This window comes from Enterococcus sp. AMC1623, from assembly GCF_058216495.1.
This window is the reverse complement of the sequence record NZ_CM177096.1, coordinates 1,960,361-1,986,626: the sequence shown is the minus strand read 5'-3', so window position 1 is coordinate 1,986,626 and position 26,266 is coordinate 1,960,361. Positions and strand designations below refer to the sequence as shown.

Genomic DNA, 26,266 nt, shown 5'->3' with positions numbered 1-26,266 from the left:
TTCCCATAGTATATCAAACTTGAAATAATTCTAAAGTAAAACGTATTCATTTTTTTAGAAAGCGTTTTTTTCAGTTCCAGTATTTGAACTTCATTCTCAATTAGTCTACAATGAATAGGAATAAATAATGAATTTGGAGGGAACGGAATGTCTGTTTTAGAAATCAAAAACTTGCATGTTTCAATTGAAGATAAAAAAATCTTAAAAGGTGTTAACTTAACTTTAAATACAGGTGAAATTCACGCAATCATGGGACCAAATGGAACAGGTAAATCAACTTTATCTGCGGCTATTATGGGAAATCCTAACTTTGACGTTACTGAAGGAGAAATTCTTTTGGACGGCGAAGATGTTTTAGAAATGGAAGTTGATGAGCGTGCGCGTTTAGGTCTATTTTTAGCCATGCAATACCCTAGTGAAATTCCTGGAATTACAAATGCAGAATTCATGCGTGCGGCAATTAATGCAAAACGTGAAGAAGATGACAAAATTTCTGTGATGGATTTCATCAAAAAATTAGATGAAAAAATGGATTTATTGAATATGCCAGAAGAAATGGCAGAACGTTACTTAAATGAAGGCTTTTCTGGTGGGGAGAAAAAACGGAACGAAATTTTACAATTATTGATGTTAGAACCAACATTTGCTATTTTAGATGAAATTGATTCTGGTTTAGATATCGATGCTCTAAAAGTTGTGGCAAAAGGGGTTAATGAAATGCGTGGCGAAGGTTTTGGCTCGTTAATCATTACGCATTACCAACGTCTATTGAACTACATCACGCCAGATGTTGTGCATATTATGATGGAAGGTCGCGTTGTAATGACTGGTGACGCTGACTTAGCTCGTCGTTTAGAAGCAGAAGGTTATGCTGGTATTAGTAAGGAATTAGGTATTGATTACAAAGAAGAAGAAGCGTAAGGAGGTCAAGATATATGAAAAACAACTTGAAAGACTATCTTGACGCAGTCAACGTTTTTTCAGCTCTAAAGGAAGAACCTGCTTGGATGCTTGAATTGCGTCAAGCTGCGTTAGACAAAGTAGATGCACTACCATTTCCAGTAATTGAACGTGTGAAATATGAACGCTGGCCATTATTGAACATTGATGAAGCTGAATTGAATGGTGAAAATGTGGTAGAAGGAACTATTCCGTCATTTGACGAAATGAGCGACCATCCAATTTTAGTACAACAAGATGGCGCAACTGTTTTTGAACAACTTCCACAACATTTAATCGATCAAGGTGTCATTTTTACCGATTTGTTTACAGCAATGCAAGAGCATTCTGATTTAGTAAAAGAATACTACATGACGAAAGCTGTACCAGTGGATGAAGATAAAATGACAGCAGCACATGCAGCCTTTATGAATGGTGGTATGTTCTTGTATGTACCGAAAAATGTTGTCATTGAAGAACCAATCGAAGCTGTTTTCCATCATAATGGCAATGCAGCAACACATTTCTTCAAACATGTGTTAATCGTTGCCGATGAACACAGTGAATTTAGCTATTTAGAACGTTTTATTACAAAAGGTGCAGAAGCTGAAAAAATTTCTGGGAATGTGGTTGTTGAAGTAATTGCTAAACCAGGTTCAAAAGTGAAATATTCAGCGATTGACCAACTAGGTGTGAACTTATCCACTTATATGAATCGTCGTGGTTATATCATGCGAGACGCTTCTGTCGATTGGGCTTTAGGTGTAATGAATGAAGGCAATATCGTTGCCGATTTTGATTCTGATTTAGTCGGTGAAGGTTCTCATTCAGAAGTAAAAGCAGTCGCAATCAGTGCGGGACGTCAAATTCAAGCAATTGATACGCGCGTAACCAATAAAGCACCTCATTCAATTGGTCACATTTTACAACACGGAGTTATTCGTGAACGTGGAACCTTAACATTTAACGGAATTGGTCACATTCTAAAAGGAGCAAAAGGTGCCGATGCCCAACAAGAAAGTCGTGTTTTAATGCTTTCAGATAAAGCTCGTGGCGATGCTAACCCAATTTTATTAATTGATGAAAATGAAGTAACCGCAGGACATGCAGCCAGTGTTGGTCGTGTTGACCCAGAAGAAATGTATTATTTAATGAGTCGTGGTCTACGTAAAGAAGATGCAGAACGTTTAGTTATTCGTGGCTTCTTAGGATCTGTGTTAACAGCGATTCCAGTCAAAGAAGTTCAAAAAGAATTAATTGATGTTATTGAAGGGAAGTTGAACACATGATCAATGCCCAAAATCTTCGACAAGAATTTCCCATTTTGAATCAAATTGTCAACGATGAACCGCTTGTTTATCTTGATAATGCTGCAACGACACAAAAACCGGATGCTGTTTTACAAGCCTTGACGGACTATTATCATAGAAATAACGCGAATGTTCATCGAGGAGTGCACACATTAGCAGAACGTGCGACCCATGATTACGAAGCCTCAAGAGAAAAAGTTCGTCGTTTTATTCATGCGAAAGAAACTGCAGAAGTTTTGTTCACTCGTGGAACGACAACTGGATTAAATTGGGTATCACGAAGTTTTGGGGATGCATTTGTTCAAGAAGGCGATGAAATCGTCATTTCGTATATGGAACATCATTCCAACATTATTCCTTGGCAACAATTAGCAGCTCGTAAAAAAGCGAAATTGAAATACATTGCACTAACACCAGAAGGCTTTTTGGATATGGAAGATGCCAAACGTCAAATTACAGATAAAACGGCACTTGTCTCTGTCGCCCATGCGTCAAATGTGCTAGGTGTGATTAATCCCGTCAAAGAATTGGCAGAAGTTGCGCATGCACATGATGCAGTGATGGTGGTCGACGGGGCACAAGCAGTCCCACATATGCCAGTCGATGTGCAAGCTTTAGACGCTGATTTCTATGCGTTTAGTGCCCATAAAATGTGTGGTCCCACAGGAATTGGTATTTTATACGGCAAACGCAAATGGTTAGAGAAAATGGAACCCGTGGAATTTGGTGGCGAAATGATTGATTTTGTCCATTTATATGAAAGCACATGGAAAGAACTACCGTGGAAATTTGAAGCAGGCACGCCCAATATTGCTGATGCAATTGGCTTAGGTGCGGCTGTTGATTATTTAGAAGCGCTAGGAATGCAAGAAATTCATGCTTATGAAGCAAGTTTAGTGGCATATGTTTTACCAAAATTACAGGCGATTGAAGGATTAACGGTTTATGGACCACAAAATCCAGATGACCATACAGGTGTGATTGCCTTTAATTTAGATGGTATTCATCCACATGACGTGGCAACCGCATTGGATATGGAAGGGGTCGCTGTACGTGCAGGTCATCATTGTGCCCAACCGTTATTGAATTACTTAGATGTTCCGGCAACTGCTCGCGCAAGTTTTTACATTTACAATACAAAAGAAGATGCTGATCGTTTAGTGGAAGCAATTCAAGCAACAAAGGAGTTTTTCAAACATGGCACTATCTAGATTAGATAATTTATACCGTCAAGTGATTTTGGATCACTCCAGTCATCCACATCATCACGGTAGCTTAGAAAAATCAAATCAACGAATCGAATTAAACAATCCAACCTGTGGTGATGTTATCCATTTAGAATTAAATATGGAAGATGACGTTATTCAAGACATTGCCTTTTCTGGACACGGTTGTTCCATCAGTACCGCTAGTGCGTCAATGATGACCGAAGCGGTACTTGGCAAAACATTGGCAGAAGCAATGGCGTTATCCGAAAATTTCTCTCAATTAGTCCAAGGAAACGATGTCCCAGAGTTGGATAAATTAGGCGATGCAGCGATGCTTGGTGGCGTCGCAAAATTTCCCGCACGAATTAAATGTGCAACTTTAGCTTGGAAAGCCTTAGAAAAAGCCTTAGAACATCCTGAAACAGGAATTGGCGAAAGTGGCTTTATGAAGCATGAAGAAGAGAAGGAGTGAGAAACATGGGAGTACCTGAATTAGAAGAATATAAATATGGTTTCCACGATGATGTGGAACCAGTCTTTAGTACCGGAGAAGGACTAACAGAAGATATCGTCCGTGAAATCTCACGTGTCAAAGGCGAACCAGAATGGATGTTAGAATTCCGTTTGAAATCATTAGAAGCCTTCAATAAAATGCCGATGCAAAAATGGGGACCTGATTTATCAGATATTGATTTCAATGCCATTAAATATTACCAAAAACCAAGTGACAAACCAGCCCGCGATTGGGATGACGTTCCAGAAAAAATCAAAGAAACCTTTGAACGTATCGGGATTCCCGAAGCAGAACGTGCCTATTTAGCCGGTGCTTCTGCTCAGTACGAATCAGAAGTGGTTTACCACAATATGAAAGAAGAATTTGAAAAATTAGGGATTATCTTTACAGATACAGATTCAGCATTAAAAGAATACCCAGAGATTTTCAAACAATATTTCTCAAAATTGGTGCCACCAACCGATAACAAATTAGCCGCATTAAACTCAGCCGTATGGTCAGGCGGAACCTTTATCTATGTACCAAAAGGTGTTCGTGTTGATGTCCCACTACAAACGTATTTCCGTATTAATGCCGAAAATACAGGACAGTTTGAGCGTACATTGATTATCGTTGATGAAGGCGCCAGTGTTCATTACGTAGAAGGCTGTACCGCACCAACCTATTCAAGCAATAGCTTACATGCTGCGATTGTTGAAATCTTTACCTTAAAAGATGCATATTGCCGTTATACAACCATCCAAAACTGGTCAGATAACGTGTATAACTTAGTAACAAAACGTGCCAAAGCAATGGAAGGCGCAACCGTTGAATGGATTGACGGAAACCTAGGTGCCAAAACAACCATGAAATACCCAAGCGTTTATCTTGAAGGTGAAGGCGCACGTGGAACCATGTTGTCAATCGCCTTTGCCGGTGCCAAACAAATCCAAGATACCGGTGCCAAAATGATTCACAACGCCCCAAATACCTCTAGTTCGATTGTATCCAAATCAATCGCGAAAGACGGTGGCGAAGTGAACTATCGTGGACAAGTAACATTTGGGAAGAGAAGTAAAGGTTCCATCTCTCATATCGAATGTGACACCATCATTATGGATGACCAATCAAAATCTGATACCATCCCATTCAATGAAATCCACAACAGCCAAGTCGCCCTAGAGCACGAAGCCAAAGTATCAAAAATCTCAGAAGAACAATTATATTACCTAATGAGTCGCGGCCTTTCAGAAGGCGAAGCAACAGAGATGATTGTTATGGGATTTGTCGAACCATTTACCAAAGAACTTCCAATGGAGTATGCAGTTGAGTTGAATCGATTGATTAGTTATGAGATGGAAGGCAGTGTGGGTTAATAAATTTAAAGAGTATCAAAACATTGTTAATTCAATGTTTTGGGCTCTTTTTTACTTTTGTTAAAAGAAAAAGTATTTTCTATAATATTCGAATAAATGTACACTATTTTGAATATGGATTAATCGAAATAAACCGAATTCCTTGTCTAAAGGCATTTCTAGCTTGTTATGAGTCCTTAATTATAATTTAAATATTGTAATATTATTTAGTGTATCAATGATATAATAAGCCTATGTATTCTAACTATCGCTGTAATCAAGCGTAAGTTTAAAAAAAGTAAAGTAGAGTAAAAATATTGAATACCATGAAAGGAAGGATATAGTTGGCCGAAGCAAAATTTGAAGCAGCATTGATCAAAAAACTTGAAGCTGAGGGATGGACTTATCGTAAAGATTTGTCTAATGTCAACATCAAGAAAATAGAACAACATTGGCGAGAAGTATTAAATGAAACAAATGCACATAAATTAGCTGATGTACCATTGTCGGATATTGAATTCGGTTTGATCTTGCAAGAGTTACAACGCATACGAACACCATATGATGCACAACTGCTGTTAGTTGGTGCTGGTGGAGTGGGATCTATTCCACTTACACGGGACAACGGATCAAATATTGAAATTGAAATTTTTTATGAAGATGACGTTGCAGGCGGACGTTCTCGTTATGAAGTGGTTAGTCAAATTAATTTTACCGAACTGCCGAAAGGATTGACTACTAAACGAATCATTGATCTTGCTTTGCTAATCAATGGTATACCTGTGGCGCATATCGAAGAAAAAGATGAGCATTTGCAAAATCAGTGGAGCGCATTTGAGCAGTTGAAAGGATACCATGGTGACGGCTTATACCAAGGATTATTCGCATTTGTCCAAGTGCAGTTTATTTTGAGTCAACATTCCGCTCATTATTTTGCAAGACCGAATGCATTTGAACATTACAATAAGACGTATGTATTTGGATGGCGTGATGAAAAAAATAACGATGTGACGGATGCTTTTGTTTTTGTTCACCAAGTTATGGGTATACCAGCATTGCATCGATTGATTACTGTGAATATGATTCCTGATGCATCGAATGATAATTTGATGGTGATGCGTAGTTATCAAATTCAAGCCACACGGCAAATTTTGCAACGCATGAAAGAAATGGAAACTAGTGGTTTGATTCAAAAAGAAGGCGGTTATATCTGGCATACAACGGGATCTGGTAAGACTGTTACTTCTTTTAAAGTGGCACAACTTTTGGCATCCGCGCCAAGGATTCGGAATGTTCTATTCATTGTTGACCGTGTTGATTTAATTGATCAGACATTAGAAAATTTCAAAGATTTTGCTTATATTCATTTCAAGCAACGGATTAAAAAGGTTAATGGTTGGGAACTAAAACAGGCATTGAAACACAAAGGCGCTTCACAAATTTTGTTGATTTCTGTGCAAGGACTAACCAAAGCAGTTAAGAACGGCTTAAAGAATGAGGATTGGAATGTCATTATTATGGATGAAGCCCATCGTAGTGCTAGTGGTGAGTCAGTACAACTAATCAAACAAGCATTCAAGAAGACGACTTGGTTCGGATTTACTGGAACGCCGAATTTTTATTCCGATGAACTAAACGATATCAAAACATCACGCGAAATTTCAACCCATGATATTTTTGGTAAACGACTACATACCTATTCAATCAAAGATGCAATTGGTGATGGAAATGTGCTCGGGTTTGATATTACTTATTTTCGTCCACACTGGGTGATTGAAAACCCTGCGGATGATTTTTCTGAGAAAGACTATGAAAAAGAGATTTATCAAAGCGCTGTATATAGACAGGAAGTTGTGGAAGACATTCTGAAGAACTGGAAAAAGACGTCAAGCGGCGCATTGGTATCAGGAATAAGGGAAGAGAATGTGTTCCAAGCGATGTTAGCTGTATCTGGCAAACAAGCCGTAGCACATTATTACAATATTTTTAAAGAGAAGGCGCCGTATCTCAACGTAGCCATGACGTTCTCTCGTGATGAATCCAATGAACAAGGAACAAAGGAGCTCAATGAATCATTGAAGAAGGCAATTCGAGAATATACAGAGAAATTCAATGTTCCAAGTATTTTGGATGTCAAAGACCCTGCTCGTGCATATATGGTAGATATTACGAAACGTTTGGCACGAAAAAAGCCTTATAACAAAGAATTAGCTGAAGAACGTTTGGATTTAGTTATCGTCTCAGATCAATTGTTAACTGGCTTTGATTCTAAATACGTCAATATGATTTACATGGACAAAACGTTAAAAGAAGGTATGCTGATTCAGGCGATGTCCAGAACCAATCGGACATACAATCGTAACAGTAAGCCCTATGGCAAAGTCCGTTTCTATCGTCAAGGGGATGAAATGCAAGAATACGTTGAAAATGCGTTACGTATTTATACCAAAGGTGGAAATGATACTTTAGAAGAAGCAGAGAAAGATACGGCAGAGCAAGAAACCAAAGATTTGGAAAATGATGACATCTTAGCGAAACCGCAAAGCCACCAGATTCTTGACTTAGAGGATGCTATTATTCGCTTAAAAGAGCTGTCTGATGCGTATTTTGGACAAATACCTCGTGGAGAGAATGATTTGAAAGAGTTCGTCAATCTTGGTCTTGCTACACAAAACAAAATTCAACGATTGGTTCAGCAAGGATATGAATTGGGAAGCGAAATAGAGTTATTGGACGATAAAAGGGAACCAACGGGTGAGATGGTTCGTTTGGCTATCTCTAATAATGAGGAATTTGGTGCGTTGCAAGCAAGGCTAAATGATGCACGTGAACGGCTACCAGAAAAGGATCGTCCAGACTTAACAGAGATTAAAGTTGGGCTAGAGTTTTATAATCATCAAATCATTGACTATGACATGTTGGTTGAGTTACTGAACACCTTTATGGATAACAAAAGCACAACCAATAAAGAAGCAATTGAAAAACATATTACGCCATTGGATGATGAAAATCGCCAAGAAATCAATGACATCGTTCAAGATATTGAATCGGGAGAAATTACAAAACATTTTACAACAGAATCGTTGCAGAATACCCGAAAGAAATATCGAACAGAACGCCGTGAACTAAAAATTCGCCGATGGGCTGCCAATCAAAATGTTAATAGTAACATGATTTTAGAGGCATACGATACCTATATGCCGGGACATTCGTTGATAGAGAATCCAAAACTCCATGAGATAGTCAACCGAATCGAAGACCAAGAGGATATTGGTTTCTTTGAGGCTTCAGAATTTGAAGATGCGTTGATTTCATTTTTTGAGGAGTTTAAAAATTGATGTATTTGTAGAAAGTGAGAGAAGCAAAGATGGTATTATCGAAAGAACAGCAGACAAAGATGTGGGCGATGCTCAATCAAACACGAGGTCAAATTGGCTTAACCGCATATAAAGATTATATTTTTGGGATTTTATTTTATAAATACCTATCTGAAAAGGCAACCAAATGGTTAGGTGGTGTCTTGCGTGGAAAAACGTGGGAAGAGATTTATACCCAAGATCCAGCGAAGAGTTTAGAATATATGAAAAAAAATCTAGGGTATGCCATTCAACCAGGTAACTTCTTTTCTGATTGGAAAGAAGCGATTGATGAAAATCAGTTTAACATCGGATTGATGACAGATACTTTTGGACATTTTAATCAACAAATTGCATTAGCAGCAAAGGGAGATTTTGAAGGAATCTTCGATGGTATGCGCTTTGATAGTGCCGATTTAGGAGCAAATGCGCAAGCCCGCGCGAGTGTAATGATTTCTATGATTGAATTACTATCAGCGCCAGAGTTTGATTTATCAGGTGGCGATGATTCAATATCAGATATTTATGAATATTTGGTTGCACAATTTGCTACAGTATTGGCTTCAGATATGGGGCAATATTATACACCAAAAGAACTCTCAATTATCATGGCAAGAATTTTGACTCATGGTAGAGAAGAGGAAGAAAGTTTTTCTATCTATGATCCAACTGTCGGTTCAGGGTCATTGCTATTGACTACGGCGAGTTTTATGAATCATTCCCACAATCGTGGAATGATTAAATACTATGGACAAGAAAAAGATGCAACTCCTTATCGTTTAGCAAGAATGAACCTGATGATGCATGGTGTGGAATATAATGATATTAGTATCAACCATGCAGACACACTCGAAAGTGATTGGCCTGATGGTGTCGTTGACGGTAGAGATAATCCACGGATGTTTGATGCGGTCATGGCGAATCCACCATATTCCGCACATTGGACCAGCAAAGATCGTGAAGATGATCCCCGTTGGCGTGAATATGGTGTAGCCCCGAAAACCAAAGCTGATTATGCTTTTTTATTACATTGTTTATATCACTTAGAAGATAACGGTCGTATGGCGATTATTCTTCCTCATGGTGTGTTATTTAGAGGTGCAGCAGAAGGGCGAATTCGTAAAGCTTTGATTGATCGTCATCAAATTGAAGCAGTGATAGGTTTTCCTGATAAACTATTCTTAAATACACCTATTTCTGTCTGTGTTTTGATTTTAAGAAAAAATCGCGTAGCGTCGGATATTCTGTTTATTGATGCAAGCAAAGACTTTGAAAAACTGAAAAATCAAAAACGATTAAGAGTAGAAGATGTTGAAAAAATCGTCAACACAGTTGTTCAACGTAAAGAAATTGAAAAGTACGCCCATTTAGCAACTTTAGATGAAATCAAAGAGAATGATTATAACTTAAATATTCCTCGTTATGTTGACACTTTTGAAGAAGAAGAACCAATCGATATTGTGGCAGTGAGTCAAGAAATTACCAAAATCAATGCAGAAATCAAACAAGTAGAGTCAGAGTTTCTTACTATGTTAAACGAATTAGCTATTACTTCTGAGACCAAAGATTTGATAGAAGCTGCAAAAGGAGTGTTTGAATAGTGTCGGGAAAGAAAACTCCACAACTGAGGTTTGAAGGTTTCAATCAAGATTGGGAACAGCGTAAGTTGTCAGATATAGTGATTAGATTAAGTAAAACATCTAATTCTAATCAATTACCCAAAGTAGAGTTCGAAGATATTATTGCTGGAGAGGGAAGATTAAATAAAGATATCTCAAATAAAATTGATGAGAGAAAAGGCATTTTATTTGAACCACAAGACATATTATATGGGAAATTGCGTCCATATTTAAAGAATTGGCTATTTACTGACTTTAATGGGATTGCATTAGGTGATTTTTGGGTGTTTAGGTCAATAAATGTAGAACCTAAATTCATTTATAGCCTAATTCAATCTTATAGATATCAAAGAGTGGCTAATGATACCGCAGGAACAAAGATGCCGAGATCTGATTGGAAAAAAGTTTCATCAACTTATTTTTCAATATCTAAATCTATTGAGGAACAAAAAAAATAGGTTCATTCTTCAAACAACTCGACGACACTATCGCTCTTCATCAGTGTAAAATCGAAGCTCTAAAGCAGATCAAGAAAGGCTTTTTACAACAGCTTTTCCCAGCATCTGGCGAAAATGTCCCCCAAGTACGATTTGCTGATTTTGAGGGCGAATGGGAACTGCGTAAGTGGAATGAGACAGTGAATATATCCGTAGATATGATTGATCCAAAAACTGGTGATTATGATGATTTGCCTCATATCGGTCCCGGAAATATTGAAAGTTTTAGTGGGCGAATTCTAGACAATGTAAAAACTGTTAAAGAAGACAATTTGATAAGCGGAAAATTTCATTTTAATCCTGGTGATATCATATATGGAAAAATAAACCCTCAACTTGGAAAGTATGCTAACCCTTTGTTTGAAGGACTTTCAAGTGCAGATGCTTATGTATTAAACGCCAAAGATGATCTTGATCAATTATTTTTGTATACATTAATACAAACAAAAGATTTCTATAAGTATTCGGTTTCTGTATCAATGAGGACAGGTATGCCAAAAATTAATCGAAACGAATTGAATGCATACGCATATTTAATGCCAGTCAAGATGGAGCAAAAAAGAATTGGAAGCCTTTTTGCCCATCTTGATCAAACCATCACCCTTCATCAAAACAAACTTGACCAACTAAAAAAGCTTAAAACCGCTTTTTTACAAAATATGTTTATATAAAAAATTTCCACCTAGTTTATTCTAAAACTAGGTGGAAATTTTTTATTACATCAACAGTGATAAATGGCGGATAATTTTATCATTATCTTGATTTTCTAATTCTTGAATAATGTGTAGATAGGTTTCTTGAGTTGTCGTCATGCTAGAGTGGCCCAACCTGTTTGCTACACTGGCAATTGAAACGCCAGCAAATAACAATAAAGAAGCATGTGTATGTCGTAAACTATGAATAGTGATGATAGGGACATTTGCACGATTGCATAATACTTTTAAGCGATTGTTAATAGTTGAGTTAAACACTCTATTTTTTATAAAAATTGGTTTGCCTGCTTCTTTCAGTTTAATTAATTGTGAAAATTGCATAGCTAACTGCCAATCGATTTGCACTTTTCTTTTTGAAGATTCATTTTTAGTTGGTTGAAAGCCACCATTTGATTTTTTATAATTCCAAGTCTTATTAATAGTTATCTTTTGTTGAGAAAAATCAAAATCATTTGGTGTTAATGCTAGTGCTTCTGAAAAGCGCAGTCCTGTTTTTGTCACCAATAGAATAAACCAATCCCAATTAATTTCTTCCGTTAATTCCAGTTCTTTCAATAGCGCTTGTATTTCAAACTGATTGAGAAATTTTGCTTTTTTAGGACGCGGTGTTTTGCCTTTGATAACGATTTTTCTTGTAGGATTTTGAATAAGTATTCCATCATCAACGGCATCCAAAATAGCACCTTTCAAATGATGATGGAAATCCATAGTGGTTTGTTTCTCATGAGTGCGTGCATACTCATTTAGTAATTGCTGATAATTCGCACGAGTAAGTTCCTTTAATTTTAGGGTGGGTACAAGTTCTTGTAGTCTTTGCTCTGCAATATGATATTTTTGCAAAGTAATTGAGCGAACTGCTCCCTCTTTATAAAGACTTACCCACTCCTTAAAGTACTCATGAAACAGTTGTTCTTTTCCCTTTTTAGCTACCATAATAAAAAACCTCCTAGATAATAAGTCGATGAATGAACCATCTTACTTATTATCTAAGGGGAATATTTTTGTGTAAATATTTAGTTAAATAAACATATTTTGTAAAAAAGCAGTTTTAAGTTTTTTTAATTGGTCAAGTTTGTTCTGATGAAGGGTGATTGTATTGTCTAGAATTTTAAAAAAGTCACCAATTTTGTTTTGTTCCTCTATATTGCACGGAACATTCAGGTCTAATTTTAAAAATTCAGTTTTAGTAATATGAGGCTGAGCACTACCTACTTGATTTTTTTTCATGAAATCTGAAATCAATCTTCCTTTAAGCAAAGTGTGTAAATAATTATAAGATAATTGTTCATCTATTTTTCTTAAAATTAACATTGCCGAATTTATTCTAATCTTTGGATGAAGTTTATAGACTATTTCATCGTAGAATCCAACATTACCAAGTGTTCCACGAGAAGTTAATACAAAGTCATTTTTTTCAAGTTTTCCTGCGCGCAAATTTTCATCTTTTTCTTTGGTTATATATTTAAGACTATCAAAATTGAAGCCGTTTTTTGTCACATTACCTGTATCAAGAAATAGAGTATCTCCACTTTCGAAAAAGTCTGAGTCATGGGGGTAGTTTGAACCCCTATCTCCATCCAATACTTTAATAGAATTATTTAACTTACGCAGTTCCCATTCTTCTTTGAAATCAGTAAATCGCAGTTTTGGAATATTTTCCCCGTGTTTTTGATTCTTTAGAAAAAGCTGTTGTAAAAAGCCTTTCTTGATCTGCTTTAGAGCTTCGATTTTACACTGATGAAGAGCGATAGTGTCGTCGAGTTGTTTGAAGAATGAACCTATTTTCTGCTGTTCTTCAAAACTAGGTATCATCATCGGTAAGTTTCCTAAAGTTACTAACCCAATTCGTTTTCTTGTAGTACCTGTAGAATTATTTAATGCTTCTTTTCTAAAAACATCTGAATTAATTAGAGTTAATATATAATAATTATCAAAACAATTAGTATTAATTTTTAGTCTAATACCATCAGAAGCCATTAGATATTTTAATTCAATATTTGGAAGTATCGTTGCTCTTGCTAGAGGATCAGCCATTTTAGCAATTATAATTTCTCCTGGATATATTAGATTTGAATTTAAACTTTCCGCCTTTTCTTCAGAGGTATAAATTTTATAATCATTTAAAAATTTACCATCACCTATATTTTGTAATTGAATTATTCTTACACCTGTTTCAGTATAATCTGAAGATTTTAAATCAGAACCAAAAGGCCCTCCAGTATAAGAATATCTATCTTCTGTGTCTTTTACATCAAGTAGCTTACGCTGTTCCCATGCATGAAACTCCATTCCTCATTACTGAAATTTCAGTAAAAATAAGATACAATAAGGGTAACTAATTAATAAAGGAAGTGCTACTTATGACAACTCTAGACATAGATAAATCTAAACTAACGATTATGGGTGTTCAATTTGACTCTCAACAAGAGTTCAAGGGTGTTTGGTATGCACTAAGTACGAATATGATTGAAGGTTGGGAGCCTGAAAAACAAGATGTAGAAGAAATGAAGCAATATATCATCCAAAAGAATAAAGAGAAATTGTATGAGTAAATGTGACTTATACGAAGGGTACTACTATGATGATCCTGACAATGAGTATACTTACTCAGATTCATCTGTATTACGAAATAAATTTAACATTAGAGAATTTGAAGAACTAGTGAAACAAGAATATCAGCTGGTTAGAATCAAGCCTTTAGATCTTTACGTTTCTCCAATTTTAGTACATTCAATGAGAGATGTGTGTAAAATTCATTTTATGCTTTTTTCAGAGTTATATGAATGGGCTGGAAATTATAGAAAGGTGAATATTTCTAAGCAAGGAAACGCATTTATGGCAATGCAATCTTTTGCTACAGGTGAGCAGTATATGAATTCATTATTTAATGATTATTACGATAATGCTCATGATGTGAGTCAGATATCAGCTAAATTGGCAGTGATTTTAGATAATTTAAATTACATGCACCCCTATAGAGAGGGAAATGGCAGAACGCAGCGTGAAGTTGTAAGAGTTTTGGCCTTAGCAAAAGGATACGAGCTATTGATAAATGTTGATGGAGAAGATGAAGTTTACAAGCAATATATGGATGGAACGGTTTATTCAGATGTAAAGGTGTTAGATAAGTTAATCAGTTCATTGTTAGAGAAAATTGAAGAGTGATTATATCAGTTGAAATATAAAAGCTCCTCTTTGCATAGCCTGTCCGTTGAGATATTTTACCTGTCTGATATAGATTTTAGAGTAAATAATTTTTTTAAAAGCTTATTTGTAGAGATTTAGAGAGTTATAGTGAACTGTAGACTCTTAAAATCTTGAATGGAAAGGTCTGTGGGCTAAACGGTTTTCAGTCTAAATAAACGGGCTCTTTAACAATTAGTGTTGGTAGAAACTAATTGTTAAAGAGCCCGTTCAAGTCATCAGAGTAACATACAACTCCCCTGATGGCTTTTTTTGTACATCAACAACCTTCATCAAGAAACAAAAATTGATTGTTGACGAAACTGAATTTTTTATGAAATAGTCTATTTTCTCGTATTCTCCTAAACCCCACCATTCAAAACCCTAACCTGACCCAGCAACGAAGTTAATTCTATAATCTCAATTTCATCAATATGTTGGATAGTTGTGGCGATTTTATCCGCTAGTTGTTTATCAATGTTTTTGGTTAAGTAATAATATTTTTTAAGTAAGACGTCCCAAGAGGCAGGATTGGTGGTAAAGCCTTCGTAATCTTGTTTTTCTACAGAGAAAATAGTCCCGTCATTCGTTTCAATTTCAATTCGGCAGGCCATTTCTTGTGGGAAACGATTGCTATATTCGTCTGATACTTGAACATCTACTTTTTGTAATAGTTGTTGCACGTCGTCACTGTTAATGCGGTTAGTCTCGTACTGTTCTGGCATCACTTGACCATCTAAAAAGGCGACAGCAAGCATATAAGGAAGAGAGTGATCGGCTTCTTCTTTTGTTTTGATGGTTTTCTTTTCGCCTTCTTCTCCGCCGCCGATAATGTTATATGCAACATCGAAAGTTGCTAGTCGGATTTGTTTGATGTCTTGTGCAGCTATTTGTTGGTTATTTCGAATTTCCAAGATACCTTCGATAGAGGATTGGGAATGAATTTCTGCGTTATATTTTTTTATGATTGTATCGGTTACTCGTTCAAGATTTTCTTTGGACCAATCGATTTCAAAGGGACCGGCAATACTGTCCATGAAGCCTTTATTTCCTTCAAACACTTCACGAGCGCCAGTGATTCCATAACTAGCGAGGAGTGTTGCGTGAACAGCACCCATGGCGGTATTTGGATACGCTAAACCTTTCCAATTCGATAAAATTCCAGTTCTGGTGACTCTTAAAGCATTTTGCGTTGTACCAGCGATTGCGATGGCATTTGCGATACCCGTAGCAGCTAAACCGAGTGCTCGTGAAGCGCCAGCTGCGGCACCGTAAGCTCCTTGAACAGTATGATCAAAGCCATGTTTTCTAACAGGTGCTAGCTCAGATAGTCTAGCTTGGACTTGGTAAGCGATACCTAGTGACAATAAAAATTCTTTGCCGCTAATTTTATTGTATTCAGCCGCAGCAAGGACAGGTGCGATATTATCTGAAGGATGGCACGTTTCTTCTTTTGCTAGATAAGAGTCGTTATAATCAAGATAACGAATCGCTGCACCATTGTAGAAGGTAGCGTAATCTGGTGTTGTTTTTCCACCACCGATTAAGGTAACTAAGGGATTTCCTCCTAAATCATCTGTCATTTGACGGATAGCTTTTATCGGTTTACCATCCAGTGCGCCAATAGCAACACCGATGCTATCAAGTAAACGTCCTTTTAATGAGTCAACTGCTTCTTGTGATAAATCTGTCCATTGTAGTTTAGCAGTCCATTCAGCAAGTTCTTCAACCATAGTCATGTTCGTGTTCGTCATTTATTCAACCTCCATATTCTAACTGTTTCAAAAATAAGATTAATCGTTTTTGCCGTCATCCAATGTAAGGACGCGACCAAATAATTCAGTATTGCCCCAAATACCTCTACGCAAACCTTCAAGTTGGACAATTTGGCTATGGTCGACAAAAAGGTTGATTTCAGGACCATAATTTTTAATGTACCAAGCAAAAACATTCGGGTCAGCAGCTTCAAACATCACTTTTTCTGTCCCCAATTCTTTCACAAATTTAGAGACCATATCTGTTCGCCAAGTATCCACACTTTCAGTAATGCCTTCTGATTCGATCATTAACATATAAGCGCCTGCTTCTAAACATTTTTTACCAGTCTCGATTGCTTTATCGATGTCTGTTAAACCGGCAGCTTCGTTTTGTGCAACTGTATTTGTTCCTCCAGAACCGAATTGAATGCCAATCTCTGGTTTAGCCAATAAACCAGCATCTTGCACACGTTTGGTTAAGCGCACAATATCGTCACTTGGTATTGTTAGGAATCCAGTTGAAATTTCGATAATATCAAAGCCTAATCTTTTACATTCGCTAATATAATGGTCAACTGCTTCGATACCTTGCGTCAAGACATATTCCATCCAACCACCAGTATCCACTTTTACATCATATTCATGGCAAATATTGATGAAATTGATTAATTGATCTTCTGGCATTAAGGAGAATGAACCACCAGCAAATTTTATGATATCTACATGTTCGCCCATTGTTTCCATAATGTCTCTTAAATAGCGTTCACCCATAACATTGTAGTAAGGGCCACGGATTTCACTGACACCATATTTTCTTGGTTTTTTTGGTCTACTATTATGTCTAATTTTTGAAAATGCTTTATTGTTTGTCATATAATCACAATCCTTTTCTAAGTTTAAATTGAAGTTTGCTAATTACTTTTTACTATCCACCTTTCCTCTGTTATATCTATAAACGTATTTTCCGTTTTTATCAGTTTCCTTATCAAAAAAATTAACTTCTAATAAAGAAATAATGGCGACTGTTTTACTAATGTGTGATAAAGTGTTGATGTAACCTTGGTGTTATAGTAGCATTGTAGCTTCTATATATAAATATAGATTCTCGTTATTACTATCGGTTTTTTCGATGATTAGGAGTGAAGTGATGAATTTAAATCAGATTAATGCGTTTCTAACGATTGTTGAAACAAACAATTTTACAAAAGCAGCAGACAAGTTATATATTAGCCAATCGACGCTTTCAGACCGGTTATCCGCTTTAGAAGAGGAGCTAGACACACGTTTAATTAAGCGTCGTTCTGGTAAAAAAAAACTAGAACTCACGGAAAAGGGCATTGAATTTTTGGATTATGCCGCAAGATATATCGAATTAGAAAATGAAGTGAATGAGTGGAAACAAGCACCCTTACTTCCACATTTAAAAATTGGTGCGCCACAAAGTGTGAATACTTATTTATTTCGAGGGCTTTATAGAAGTTATTTAGCAGAGTCCTATCAAATTCATGTCAGTTCACATTGGAATCGAACGATTTATAGTATGGTAAATTCATTCGATATAGATATTGGCATTGTTTCTAAACCCTATCAATCGAATCAAGTAACCACAAAAGAGTTAATCAATGAACCGTTATTGATTATTTATGATAACCGCTTTTCTAATTATCATCAGCTTGATGAGTTGAAACGGTCAGATCAAATCTATATTGGCTGGGGACCGGATTATAAAGATTGGTACTATCGTCAATGGGATAGTAGTATTCCCGCAAGAATTACGCTGGATTCTCCTGAACTGCTGATGGATTATCTAGAATCAGAAGATACATGGGCAATCGTACCGTTATGTGTTTATCAGGATATCATTCAAAAAAATGATCATATTAAAACAGTTCCCACAGAAAGTGACATTCATCGCACGCTATACTTAATTTATAAAATGGGTCAAGGAGAAGCACGTAACCAAAAAATAAACGGATTTATTGAAAGCTTGCATGACTATATTTTAGACTTAGAATCAAAAGAATTATGTACGGTTTTAGGGGATGAGTTGTACGAAAAGTAACAAAGGTGCCATGAATGGAGATATTGAGGAATCACTATCTCTTCAGCGGACAGTAATAAGATGTTATTTATTTTGGATAAAGTTTTCATATTTCACTTGAAGAAAACTAATAGTGTTCCTTCAATTGCCCATAAAACCGCAGTATGTTATGCTATTTCTTGAAACTGTTTTCAAAAAGTGTAGAGGAGGAATATCCTTAGAAAGGGCTAAGGGTAGATGGGGAATATGAAGAAATATATAAACAAGAAAGTAGTTGTTTTATTAAGCATGGGAGTACTTGCTGGCTGTGCGACTAATACGACCAGTGAAGACAAAGAAACGGAGAGCGCTAATTCTGAAGAGAAACAAATCACTATTTTAGGGACATCGGATATTCATGGTCGCTATATGGCGTGGGATTATGCGATGGATGTGGAAAATAAGGCGGGAAGCTTTGCGCAAATTAGTACGATTGTCAAAGAAGTTCGCGATAACAATGAGCATACAATTTTAGTTGATGCGGGTGATTTGATTCAAGATAATTCAGCGGAATTGTTTAAAAATGATGACCATCATCCAGCCACAGAAGTGTTAAAAGCCTTGGATTATGATGTTTGGACGATGGGAAATCATGAGTTCGATTATGGATTTGATGTTTTGGACAATATCACTGAGCAGTTTGATGGGGGTGTTTTAGCTGGAAACGTACAGTTGGAAGATGGAACGCCGTATTTTGATTCGTATAAAATTGTGGAACGCGATGGTGTGAAACTTGGTTTTATTGGGATGACGACGCCATTAGTTGCGGAGTTTAAGAAAGATACAGATATTTTTGATGGAAAAAAATTAACTGATCCTGTCAAAGAAACGATTGAAGTCGTAAAAGAGTTGAAAAAAGATGTCGATGTATTAGTAGGTGTTGTTCACATGGGAATCTCTAATGAAAACGATGTGCATAATACGGGTGTAGCAGATATGGCAGAAGCCGTTCCAGAATTGGATGTGGTATTTGCAGGTCACATGCATACATTGGTAGAGGAAGAGTTCATTAATGATGTATTGATTGTTGAACCTGATAAATATGGCCGTTTTGTTTCGCGTGTGGATTTAACCTTAACTAAAAATGAGGATGGTTATGAAGTGCAAGACAAATCTGGTTCTGCTATAGAAGTGGCTGGTTATGAAGAAGATCCTGAAATTAATGAATTACTAAAACCATCGCATGAACGTGCGAGAAAAGATGCGAATACGGTATTAGGTGAACTTGTGGGCATGGATTTAGTTCCTGAAAATGAGATTCAAGGGATTTCATCTGCACAAATTCAAGAAACACCGTTAGTCAATTTCTTTGGTGAAGTGATGCTTCATTATAGTCAAGGAGCCGATGTGGTGGCGTTTCAAATTGATACTGATACACCTTCTTTAGATATGGGAGAAATTAAGAAAAAAGACATTGCACGAAACTATCAATTTACAGATGGTGAAGTGACGGTCTATGAAATCACTGGTAAAGATTTAAAAGATTATATGGAATGGGGCGCTGACTATTATAATCAAACGAGACCGGGCGATGTGACAGTCAGCTTTAATCCAGAACGTCGAACAAGCAAATACAATACAAATGACCGTTTTTACAATGTGAAATATGACATTGATTTATCAAAGGAAACTGGGGAACGAATTGTTAATTTAAGACGTTTAGATGATACACCAATCAAAGAAGATGACACGTTAAAAATTGGAATGAATCAATATCGAATGAACTTTTTAGTATCTGAAGATGGACCGTTAGCCGGCAGAGAATTTAAAGAAGGCTATTCCACTTTTGCTCAGGACGCATTTGGTGAAGTAGAAGGTCGCATTAGAGAACTGTCTGCTCGTTATATTAAAGAAGAGAAAGATGGCGTCTATGAAGGTGTTCTGCTAAACAATTGGAAAATTATTGGTGTAGAAAATGATGCAGAAGTACGCAAAGATGTTGTCGATTTAGTCAATGCAGAGATTTTAGAATTACCTAGTGTGGAAGAAGGTAAAGTGACGAACATTGCGTCAATCAATATCAACGACGAAGTAACCCAACAAGATATTGATGCATTAGCTAAAAAAGCCAATATAGCGGTTGAAGAGTTGCCAGATATTCAAACGACAGGTGAATTGTACCAAGCGATTAATGAAAAACGTAGTAAATAATCAAAAAATAAACCGCATCAGATGGGAATCTGGTGCGGTTATTTTTCTACTTATCTTTACGATATTCTAACATTAATCCTTTTAAGAAATTACGCGCATATTTATCTAAACAAGGTTTGTAATTGCGATGCCCTTCTTTACGTAAAATGGCACCTAGTTCGCCTTTAGAAACGTTCACTCCTGCGAGCGCTAAAATCTCTAACATATCTTCACTAGTTAGGGACAGGGCAATTTTTAATTTCTTTAGCAACAAGTTATTGGCATTGCCATTATGCAACTCTAGCGCAGGTTCAGGAGCACCTTCACGCACGCCACGCTGAGAAGTAATCATACCATTTAGAAAACGTTCAAAATTCTCATTGGTTAATGCTAATTCATAGTTTTCTTCATCTTTTTTCTTCAACATTTCTCGAACTTCTTCTTTAGTAACAGTTACGCCACCTAATGCAAAAATTTTTATCATATCGTTATCTTTAATGTCTAGCGCATAGCGTAAGCGCGTTAAACGATCATTATGATTCATACTTAACACCTTCCATTTCCCTTTGATTATAACAGATTTATCGTTAGTCTGTTTGATACATCGAAAAAAGCGATAAATCTTCTAATGTAACGTAATAGAAATTTTCAGTTGTCACAAATGTGGAATAAACGGATTTCGGTATCGCTACTTCAATATGACTAAATTCCAGTTCATCATTTTTTAAAGTGGTAAGGGCGTTTTGATAATTTTGTTGTTCGTCTTCAACTAGAGAACTAGATCCATTCATCATCTTCTCTAAATTATCTTCTGGATGTTTCAAAAGGTACGTAAAGTTAGAAATTAAAAATTCTTTGACTTCTATACCACCCTCATGGAGTTAGATTTTTGGTCTAGCTTTTTGGGGTCGGTACATAGTTCAAACTATAATGGGCGTTTTTTCTGTTAGACAAACTAGTTTTTAAGTTTTCGCCAAGCTACAAAACCGCCTGCAATCATGAGAATACTCACACCAGCAATTGGCAAAATATTTTCGGATTCTCCCGTTCTAGGTAAATTCTTGGAAGGGGGATTTTTTTCTTTAGCAGTTGGTTTATTTGTTTTTTTTGTTGACGAAGTTGTTTTTGATTCAGTTGTATGCTTTTTTGTGCTACTAGTTGACGTTTCCTCTTTGGAAGAAGAATCGTTGGTACTATTAGTAGAAGTTTCATTTTCAGTTGTTGATTCTGTGGAACTAGTTGTTTCACCTGTCGAAGAGTCTATGGTGCTGCTTGATTGTGTATGTGTATCTGAAGTCGATTCTCCCGAGTTTGATTCTGAGGTTTTGGTGCTCGATTCTATGGTGCTACTTGATTGAATTTCTTCATCACTTGAATCATCGGGTTCTTCAGGTATTTCTGGCGTTTGCGCGATTTGATTGAATTGTTGATTTTCTTCAAATAATTTTCCGACTTCCAGTAATAAATAGTCGTTATTTTGAGCAGCCATAAATTGAATGCCTAAGGGTAAGCCATCTGTTGAAACATAAGTTGGTAAACTAATCGCAGGTGTACCTGTTAAATTTGCTACTTGGGTAAACGGTGTATGCGTTAGACCTGGTAACCATTGATCATAAACTAGTTGCAATTTTTCTTCTTTAGACAAAGTTTCCATATTCTTGATAGCTTCAATGTGTTCTGGAAGCATGGCTGTATCATTTAGCAAAGGGGCAGTCGAAGCAGTCGTCGGTGTTAAAAATAAAGGATATTTTTCTTGAAACGAAGCCAGTTCTGCACCAATTTGCCGAACTTCTTCCCATGCTTGATCAACGTCTGCGGTTGTTAAATCTTTACTTGTTTGAAACAATGCCCAAGTCGTCCAATCAACATCGTCCATTTCAACTGGTCGTTTTGCTTGTTGTTTGGCTAAAAAATCAATGATGCCCATGGAGCTAGCACCGATTGTATAATAATTTTCCATCAACTGGACACCGTCATAAGGTTGCTCGACTTCTTCTACTTGAAAGCCTTGTTGACGTAAAAAATCAACGGCTGTTTCTACTGCTTGAACGGCTTCTGGTTCAACGGGCGTACCCACAGGTGATTTAGTCGAGTAGGCGATTTTAACGTCTTGTGTTAATGAAAGTTGTGGCAAGTCTTGGGTTTTAAACGTATCAAACAAAGTGATGGTATCATCCATCGTTTTTGTTTCTGCAAAATGACTGGTTTGTCCACGTTCGCTAGCGGAATTGCCAACTAAAACACCTCGAGAAGGCTTCATCCCAATAATGCCATTCCAAGAAGCTGGGATACGAATGGAACCACCGGCATCGCTTCCTGTACCAATCGGTGTATAACCAGCAGCGACCCCAGTTGCTGAACCGCCAGAAGAACCGCCTGCTTGATATAAAGGATTCCATGCACTACCTGTCGGACCATAGAGCTTGGAATTTGTAATATTTTTTAGTCCCATTTCTGGATAATTGGTTTGCCCGATTACAATAAAACCAGCATTTTGAAAAGCTTTCGTGAACGTTCCGGTTGAACGTGAAACGACATCTTTTGAAAATGTTAAACCGTTTGAGTTACTCCCACCAGCAATTGTGTGACCCAATCCTTTGACAATTAAAGGAACACCTAAAAAAGGTTGTCCTGTATCTTCAATTTCAGCGGCTTCTTTGAGCGCTTCTGTTTCACGCAAAGAAATCATGGCATTGTAGGTATCATCTTGCTCGCGAATTTTTTGAAAAGCGAATTGGACTAATTGAACACTAGTCACACGCTGTTGCCGGACAGCTGCTGCAAGTTCTAATGCCGAACTATTTTCATAGTCTGCCAAAGTAAAGGTACTGGGTACTTCGGAAGAATTTTCGGTAGACTCAACAGAAAAATTAGTTGCAGATTCAGTTGTTATTAAAGTAGAATCGGTTGTATTTTTCTGTTCACTACTGGAAGTGAGTTGTTCTTCATCTGAAGTGACGCGTTCAGATAGACTAGTGGATGTTGCTATACTTTCGACAGTGGTTTGTTCTGTACCACTGGTTGAATCGATCGTGTCTAAAACCCCTGTTGACACTGGAATAAGTAACACACTTGTTGCTAATAAAATTCCCCATTGTTGCCATTTAATCCCTATTCTCTTCATAAGCATCTCCTTAAAATAACAAAAGTAGTTACGATTATTAGGCTAAAGGAAAGCTGTATTTCTGTCAATTCAATTGATTGCTTGTTATTTTATTTAATGATGGTTAAATAAAGGTTGTCACTATAAAAAGAACAAGTTATCATTAAGGAAATAACTATAATTGGGGGTTTTGTTATGAATGAGTATCAACAGATAGTCGCACGTTATAAAAAATATAAACAATACGAGTGGAAGGTGCTTTTCGTCTCGATTAGCTTACTTATTTTAGCGAGTATCTTTGTTTCATTAGATTTGATTCGAATAAATCCATTTGTCGTGTATTTGTTTGCGATGGGGGTCGCACTTTATTATGCCTGGCATATTCGTGTGGAGACTAAAAATTTTTATCAATTAAAACGTTTTTTGAAAAAACATGATGTCGAAACATTGAAAGATAAAGAATTGTTATTTTTTATAGATTACCAATTAACACACGCAGTGAACCAAAAAGTGTTAGATGTGAATGCCCATCAATTAACTGAGACAAAACAAACATTGTCATTGATAAAAAATTATTATAACCATTTAAAGGATGGTGATAATCAAGAAACAACGTTGACATTAATTGGGTATCAAACTTTGATAGAACAAGAAAAATAGTGCGAGTAGGTAGGGTGTAAAATGAAATTAAGACGTGCAGTAGTAGGTATTATTTTAGCATTTTCAGCTACAGGGGTTGTTGCAGCAAATGAGAATGCCAATGCGTACCAAGAAGTTTATACACAACAAGATAAACAAGAACGACAAATTCAAACGATTTTAAACTCGGAATTTATTTCTGAAGAAGACTCAGAACTATTAAAGCAAAAAGTAACCGAAATCAATCAAGCAGAAGAAAAAGCGAATCGCCAGACATTAAAAACGTTAATTGCAGAAGAACAACAAGATTTTTCTGCTGTTAAAAAACGGGTTGCCAAAAATGAAAAGCTAGTCATTCAGACAGAGCAAGAAGAGTTATTAAAGAAAATCACAGAGCTAGAAATTAAAAGCCAAGAGAAATTTATTGCTAAAAAAGATCGCCAACAATTAACAGAACTGAAAGAAGAAGCTCAATTGGCGCCTAATTCCACTATCACCACTATTCGAGAACTTACACGTACAGTTAGCGAATTAGCTGAACAAATGGCAAACAATCAAGCGTTAATTACAGAAACAGTGAAGGAACTAGCTGAATTAAATAAATCATCAGAAGCGCTAGCTAAACAAAAGTATGTATCTTCTAGTGAAAAAGAGGAGTTAGCAGCAGATAGAAAAGAAAATGCGACATATTTAGAACAAGCCGAGAATCTACAAGCAATTACAGAGCGCAAATCCTCTTCTCAATCTTTAGTCACACGCTTGCAAACAAAACAAACAGAAAGTGCTGAAGATTTTGATGCACATGAAAAGAAAGCTACCGAATTCATTCAAACGGCTCGCTCTTTAGTAGCAAATGGGGACTTGACGTCTGATGAGCAAGCAAAACTAGAGGACGTGCTTACAACATTAGATGATTCTCTAAAAATGAAAAATTATCAGCCTGGTGATTTGGCAAAAAATTCGCAAACTTTGCAAACAACATATGATGAATTCTTAGAAAAAAGTAATGAACGAATTGCAGAAGCGAAGAAAAAAACTGAAAAAGAAGCAGCTGAAAGAGCAAAAAAAGAAGCTGAGGAACAAGCTGCTCGTGAAAAAGAAGCTCAAGCGGAAGCTGCTAGACAACAAGCAGCAGTGGAACAAACGACGAACGCTAACGATTCAGCTACTCCTACTTTAGTGGGCGACTGGCATCAAGCGCCAGCCGGGTATAAGTATTTAAAAGTAGAGAGCGGGAAAACATATGGTCAAGTGAAAAATCCAGGGAATTTTAGCTTGATTACAGAAGCCGAAGCTGCCAATTATAGTCCTGGTCATGGCAATGGCTCTGCTAAACAATAACTACCAAAGACGAGATGACCGATTTTAGTCATCTCGCCTTTTTAGTAGTCCCTGTCTACATCAGATCATCTGGTTTGTATTGGAAAGAAATCCCAAACCCTGTTAATTCACTCAACTCAAAAACATCCAATAAACTGTTTGTTTTGACTATTTTTTTATTAACACAAGCAATAGGTAATATATGTGTACCATGTTCCTCTAGCAACTTCCACACAGCGTAATTCTTTTTAAATTCTGCGGAGGAATCGTTCAAAGAGTGTAGATAGTAATTATTGCAATCTTTGTGAGAATGTTTGTTTTTGTTTAACGCTGCTAATACTTCTATCCCTAACAGGATTTCTTCTGATTCTGGTTTATTTTTGTCTAATACATAATAGTCAATATCCATTATTATCCTCTCCATTCATATTGCTACAATTTAATCCTACCATATCATTTAGTATGCAAAAGAGCTAGATAAGGAAAAGTTCATCGCCTCCATGCGTCATTGCAGGGAATTTGCTATACTATAAATAGAAATATAATCGTTTTTTTAGGAGGAGG

At 36.6% G+C, this 26,266-nt stretch carries 22 protein-coding genes and 1 pseudogene; 15 read left to right on the top strand and 8 right to left on the bottom strand.

The genetic code is table 11. The annotated features are described in order from the left end of the window. The first annotated feature begins 147 nt into the window (after nucleotides 1–147). The 9 genes and pseudogenes from sufC (at nucleotide 148) to AC4BC7_RS09620 (ending at nucleotide 11,448) form a co-directional block, all read left to right on the top strand. Nucleotides 148–921, top strand: a complete 774-nt coding sequence (gene sufC, locus AC4BC7_RS09660) for a Fe-S cluster assembly ATPase SufC (protein WP_207871536.1) — start codon at nucleotides 148–150, stop codon at nucleotides 919–921. Nucleotides 922–935: 14 nt separating this feature from the next. Next, on the top strand, nucleotides 936–2,228 hold the full coding sequence (sufD, locus tag AC4BC7_RS09655; protein WP_207871535.1) for a Fe-S cluster assembly protein SufD: 1,293 nt from the start codon (nucleotides 936–938) through the stop codon (nucleotides 2,226–2,228). Further along, nucleotides 2,225–3,460 carry a cysteine desulfurase gene (locus AC4BC7_RS09650; RefSeq protein ID WP_490502740.1) on the top strand — a complete coding sequence of 412 codons (1,236 nt, stop codon included), beginning with the start codon at nucleotides 2,225–2,227 and terminating at the stop codon, nucleotides 3,458–3,460. Before sufD ends, AC4BC7_RS09650 begins: the two co-directional genes overlap by 4 nt. After that, nucleotides 3,447–3,929: a Fe-S cluster assembly sulfur transfer protein SufU gene (gene sufU / locus AC4BC7_RS09645; protein ID WP_490502739.1), complete on the top strand. Its 483-nt coding sequence runs from the start codon at nucleotides 3,447–3,449 to the stop codon at nucleotides 3,927–3,929. The genes AC4BC7_RS09650 and sufU overlap by 14 nt, the downstream gene beginning before the upstream one ends. A 5-nt stretch (nucleotides 3,930–3,934) precedes the next feature. Beyond that, the gene (sufB, locus tag AC4BC7_RS09640) at nucleotides 3,935–5,326 is read left to right on the top strand and encodes a Fe-S cluster assembly protein SufB (RefSeq protein WP_207871532.1); all 1,392 of its coding nucleotides are present in this window, start codon (nucleotides 3,935–3,937) and stop codon (nucleotides 5,324–5,326) included. 323 nt (nucleotides 5,327–5,649) lie between these two features. Beyond that, on the top strand, nucleotides 5,650–8,643 hold the full coding sequence (locus tag AC4BC7_RS09635; RefSeq protein WP_490502738.1) for a DEAD/DEAH box helicase family protein: 2,994 nt from the start codon (nucleotides 5,650–5,652) through the stop codon (nucleotides 8,641–8,643). Between the two features lie 29 nt (nucleotides 8,644–8,672). Then, nucleotides 8,673–10,262, top strand: a complete 1,590-nt coding sequence (locus AC4BC7_RS09630; RefSeq protein WP_490502737.1) for a type I restriction-modification system subunit M — start codon at nucleotides 8,673–8,675, stop codon at nucleotides 10,260–10,262. Beyond that, a pseudogene (locus tag AC4BC7_RS09625) lies at nucleotides 10,262–10,914 on the top strand (restriction endonuclease subunit S); the annotation flags it as partial. The gene AC4BC7_RS09630 and the pseudogene AC4BC7_RS09625, both read left to right, overlap by 1 nt. 3 nt (nucleotides 10,915–10,917) lie before the next feature. Continuing rightward, nucleotides 10,918–11,448: a restriction endonuclease subunit S gene (locus AC4BC7_RS09620; RefSeq protein ID WP_490504425.1), complete on the top strand. Its 531-nt coding sequence runs from the start codon at nucleotides 10,918–10,920 to the stop codon at nucleotides 11,446–11,448. A 45-nt stretch (nucleotides 11,449–11,493) separates the two neighbouring features. Here AC4BC7_RS09620 and AC4BC7_RS09615 read toward each other — a convergent pair whose 3' ends face one another. Then, complete coding sequence (locus AC4BC7_RS09615) at nucleotides 11,494–12,423, bottom strand: site-specific integrase (protein WP_490502736.1); 930 nt, start codon at nucleotides 12,421–12,423, stop codon at nucleotides 11,494–11,496. Between the two features lie 84 nt (nucleotides 12,424–12,507). Continuing rightward, complete coding sequence (locus AC4BC7_RS09610) at nucleotides 12,508–13,779, bottom strand: restriction endonuclease subunit S (RefSeq protein WP_490502735.1); 1,272 nt, start codon at nucleotides 13,777–13,779, stop codon at nucleotides 12,508–12,510. Nucleotides 13,780–13,850: 71 nt separating this feature from the next. On the opposite strand from AC4BC7_RS09610, the gene AC4BC7_RS09605 reads away from it, so the two are divergent. Continuing rightward, nucleotides 13,851–14,042 carry a hypothetical protein gene (locus AC4BC7_RS09605; protein WP_490502734.1) on the top strand — a complete coding sequence of 64 codons (192 nt, stop codon included), beginning with the start codon at nucleotides 13,851–13,853 and terminating at the stop codon, nucleotides 14,040–14,042. Then, a complete protein-coding gene (locus AC4BC7_RS09600; protein WP_490502733.1) occupies nucleotides 14,035–14,655 on the top strand; it encodes a Fic/DOC family protein in 621 nt (206 codons plus the stop codon). The genes AC4BC7_RS09605 and AC4BC7_RS09600 overlap by 8 nt, the downstream gene beginning before the upstream one ends. Before the next feature lie 380 nt (nucleotides 14,656–15,035). Here the strand turns inward: AC4BC7_RS09600 and AC4BC7_RS09595 are convergent, their stop codons facing one another. Continuing rightward, nucleotides 15,036–16,427: an MmgE/PrpD family protein gene (locus AC4BC7_RS09595; RefSeq protein WP_490502732.1), complete on the bottom strand. Its 1,392-nt coding sequence runs from the start codon at nucleotides 16,425–16,427 to the stop codon at nucleotides 15,036–15,038. A gap of 39 nt (nucleotides 16,428–16,466) precedes the next feature. Further along, a complete protein-coding gene (locus AC4BC7_RS09590; RefSeq protein ID WP_207871528.1) occupies nucleotides 16,467–17,303 on the bottom strand; it encodes a phosphosulfolactate synthase in 837 nt (278 codons plus the stop codon). 274 nt (nucleotides 17,304–17,577) lie between these two features. Between AC4BC7_RS09590 and AC4BC7_RS09585 the strand changes: the two genes are divergently transcribed. Together AC4BC7_RS09585 and AC4BC7_RS09580 are read left to right on the top strand one after the other, a co-directional pair. Then, nucleotides 17,578–18,492: a LysR family transcriptional regulator gene (locus tag AC4BC7_RS09585; protein WP_207871527.1), complete on the top strand. Its 915-nt coding sequence runs from the start codon at nucleotides 17,578–17,580 to the stop codon at nucleotides 18,490–18,492. 225 nt (nucleotides 18,493–18,717) lie between these two features. Then, nucleotides 18,718–20,661: a bifunctional metallophosphatase/5'-nucleotidase gene (locus tag AC4BC7_RS09580; protein WP_490502731.1), complete on the top strand. Its 1,944-nt coding sequence runs from the start codon at nucleotides 18,718–18,720 to the stop codon at nucleotides 20,659–20,661. Nucleotides 20,662–20,707: 46 nt separating this feature from the next. On the opposite strand, the gene AC4BC7_RS09575 is transcribed toward AC4BC7_RS09580, so the two are convergent. From AC4BC7_RS09575 to AC4BC7_RS09565, 3 genes are all read right to left on the bottom strand, one after another. After that, nucleotides 20,708–21,184: a YehS family protein gene (locus tag AC4BC7_RS09575; protein ID WP_490495154.1), complete on the bottom strand. Its 477-nt coding sequence runs from the start codon at nucleotides 21,182–21,184 to the stop codon at nucleotides 20,708–20,710. A gap of 43 nt (nucleotides 21,185–21,227) precedes the next feature. After that, nucleotides 21,228–21,431 carry a hypothetical protein gene (locus AC4BC7_RS09570; RefSeq protein WP_490502730.1) on the bottom strand — a complete coding sequence of 68 codons (204 nt, stop codon included), beginning with the start codon at nucleotides 21,429–21,431 and terminating at the stop codon, nucleotides 21,228–21,230. Between the two features lie 164 nt (nucleotides 21,432–21,595). Next, a complete protein-coding gene (locus tag AC4BC7_RS09565; protein ID WP_490502729.1) occupies nucleotides 21,596–23,764 on the bottom strand; it encodes an amidase family protein in 2,169 nt (722 codons plus the stop codon). A gap of 174 nt (nucleotides 23,765–23,938) precedes the next feature. Here AC4BC7_RS09565 and AC4BC7_RS09560 point away from each other — a divergent pair, with 174 nt between their 5' ends. After that, a complete protein-coding gene (locus AC4BC7_RS09560; RefSeq protein ID WP_207871522.1) occupies nucleotides 23,939–24,403 on the top strand; it encodes a hypothetical protein in 465 nt (154 codons plus the stop codon). Between the two features lie 21 nt (nucleotides 24,404–24,424). Further along, nucleotides 24,425–25,723 carry a hypothetical protein gene (locus tag AC4BC7_RS09555; RefSeq protein WP_490502728.1) on the top strand — a complete coding sequence of 433 codons (1,299 nt, stop codon included), beginning with the start codon at nucleotides 24,425–24,427 and terminating at the stop codon, nucleotides 25,721–25,723. Between the two features lie 55 nt (nucleotides 25,724–25,778). On the opposite strand, the gene AC4BC7_RS09550 is transcribed toward AC4BC7_RS09555, so the two are convergent. Beyond that, complete coding sequence (locus AC4BC7_RS09550; RefSeq protein ID WP_207871520.1) at nucleotides 25,779–26,111, bottom strand: arsenic metallochaperone ArsD family protein; 333 nt, start codon at nucleotides 26,109–26,111, stop codon at nucleotides 25,779–25,781. Between the last annotated feature and the right edge of the window lie 155 nt (nucleotides 26,112–26,266).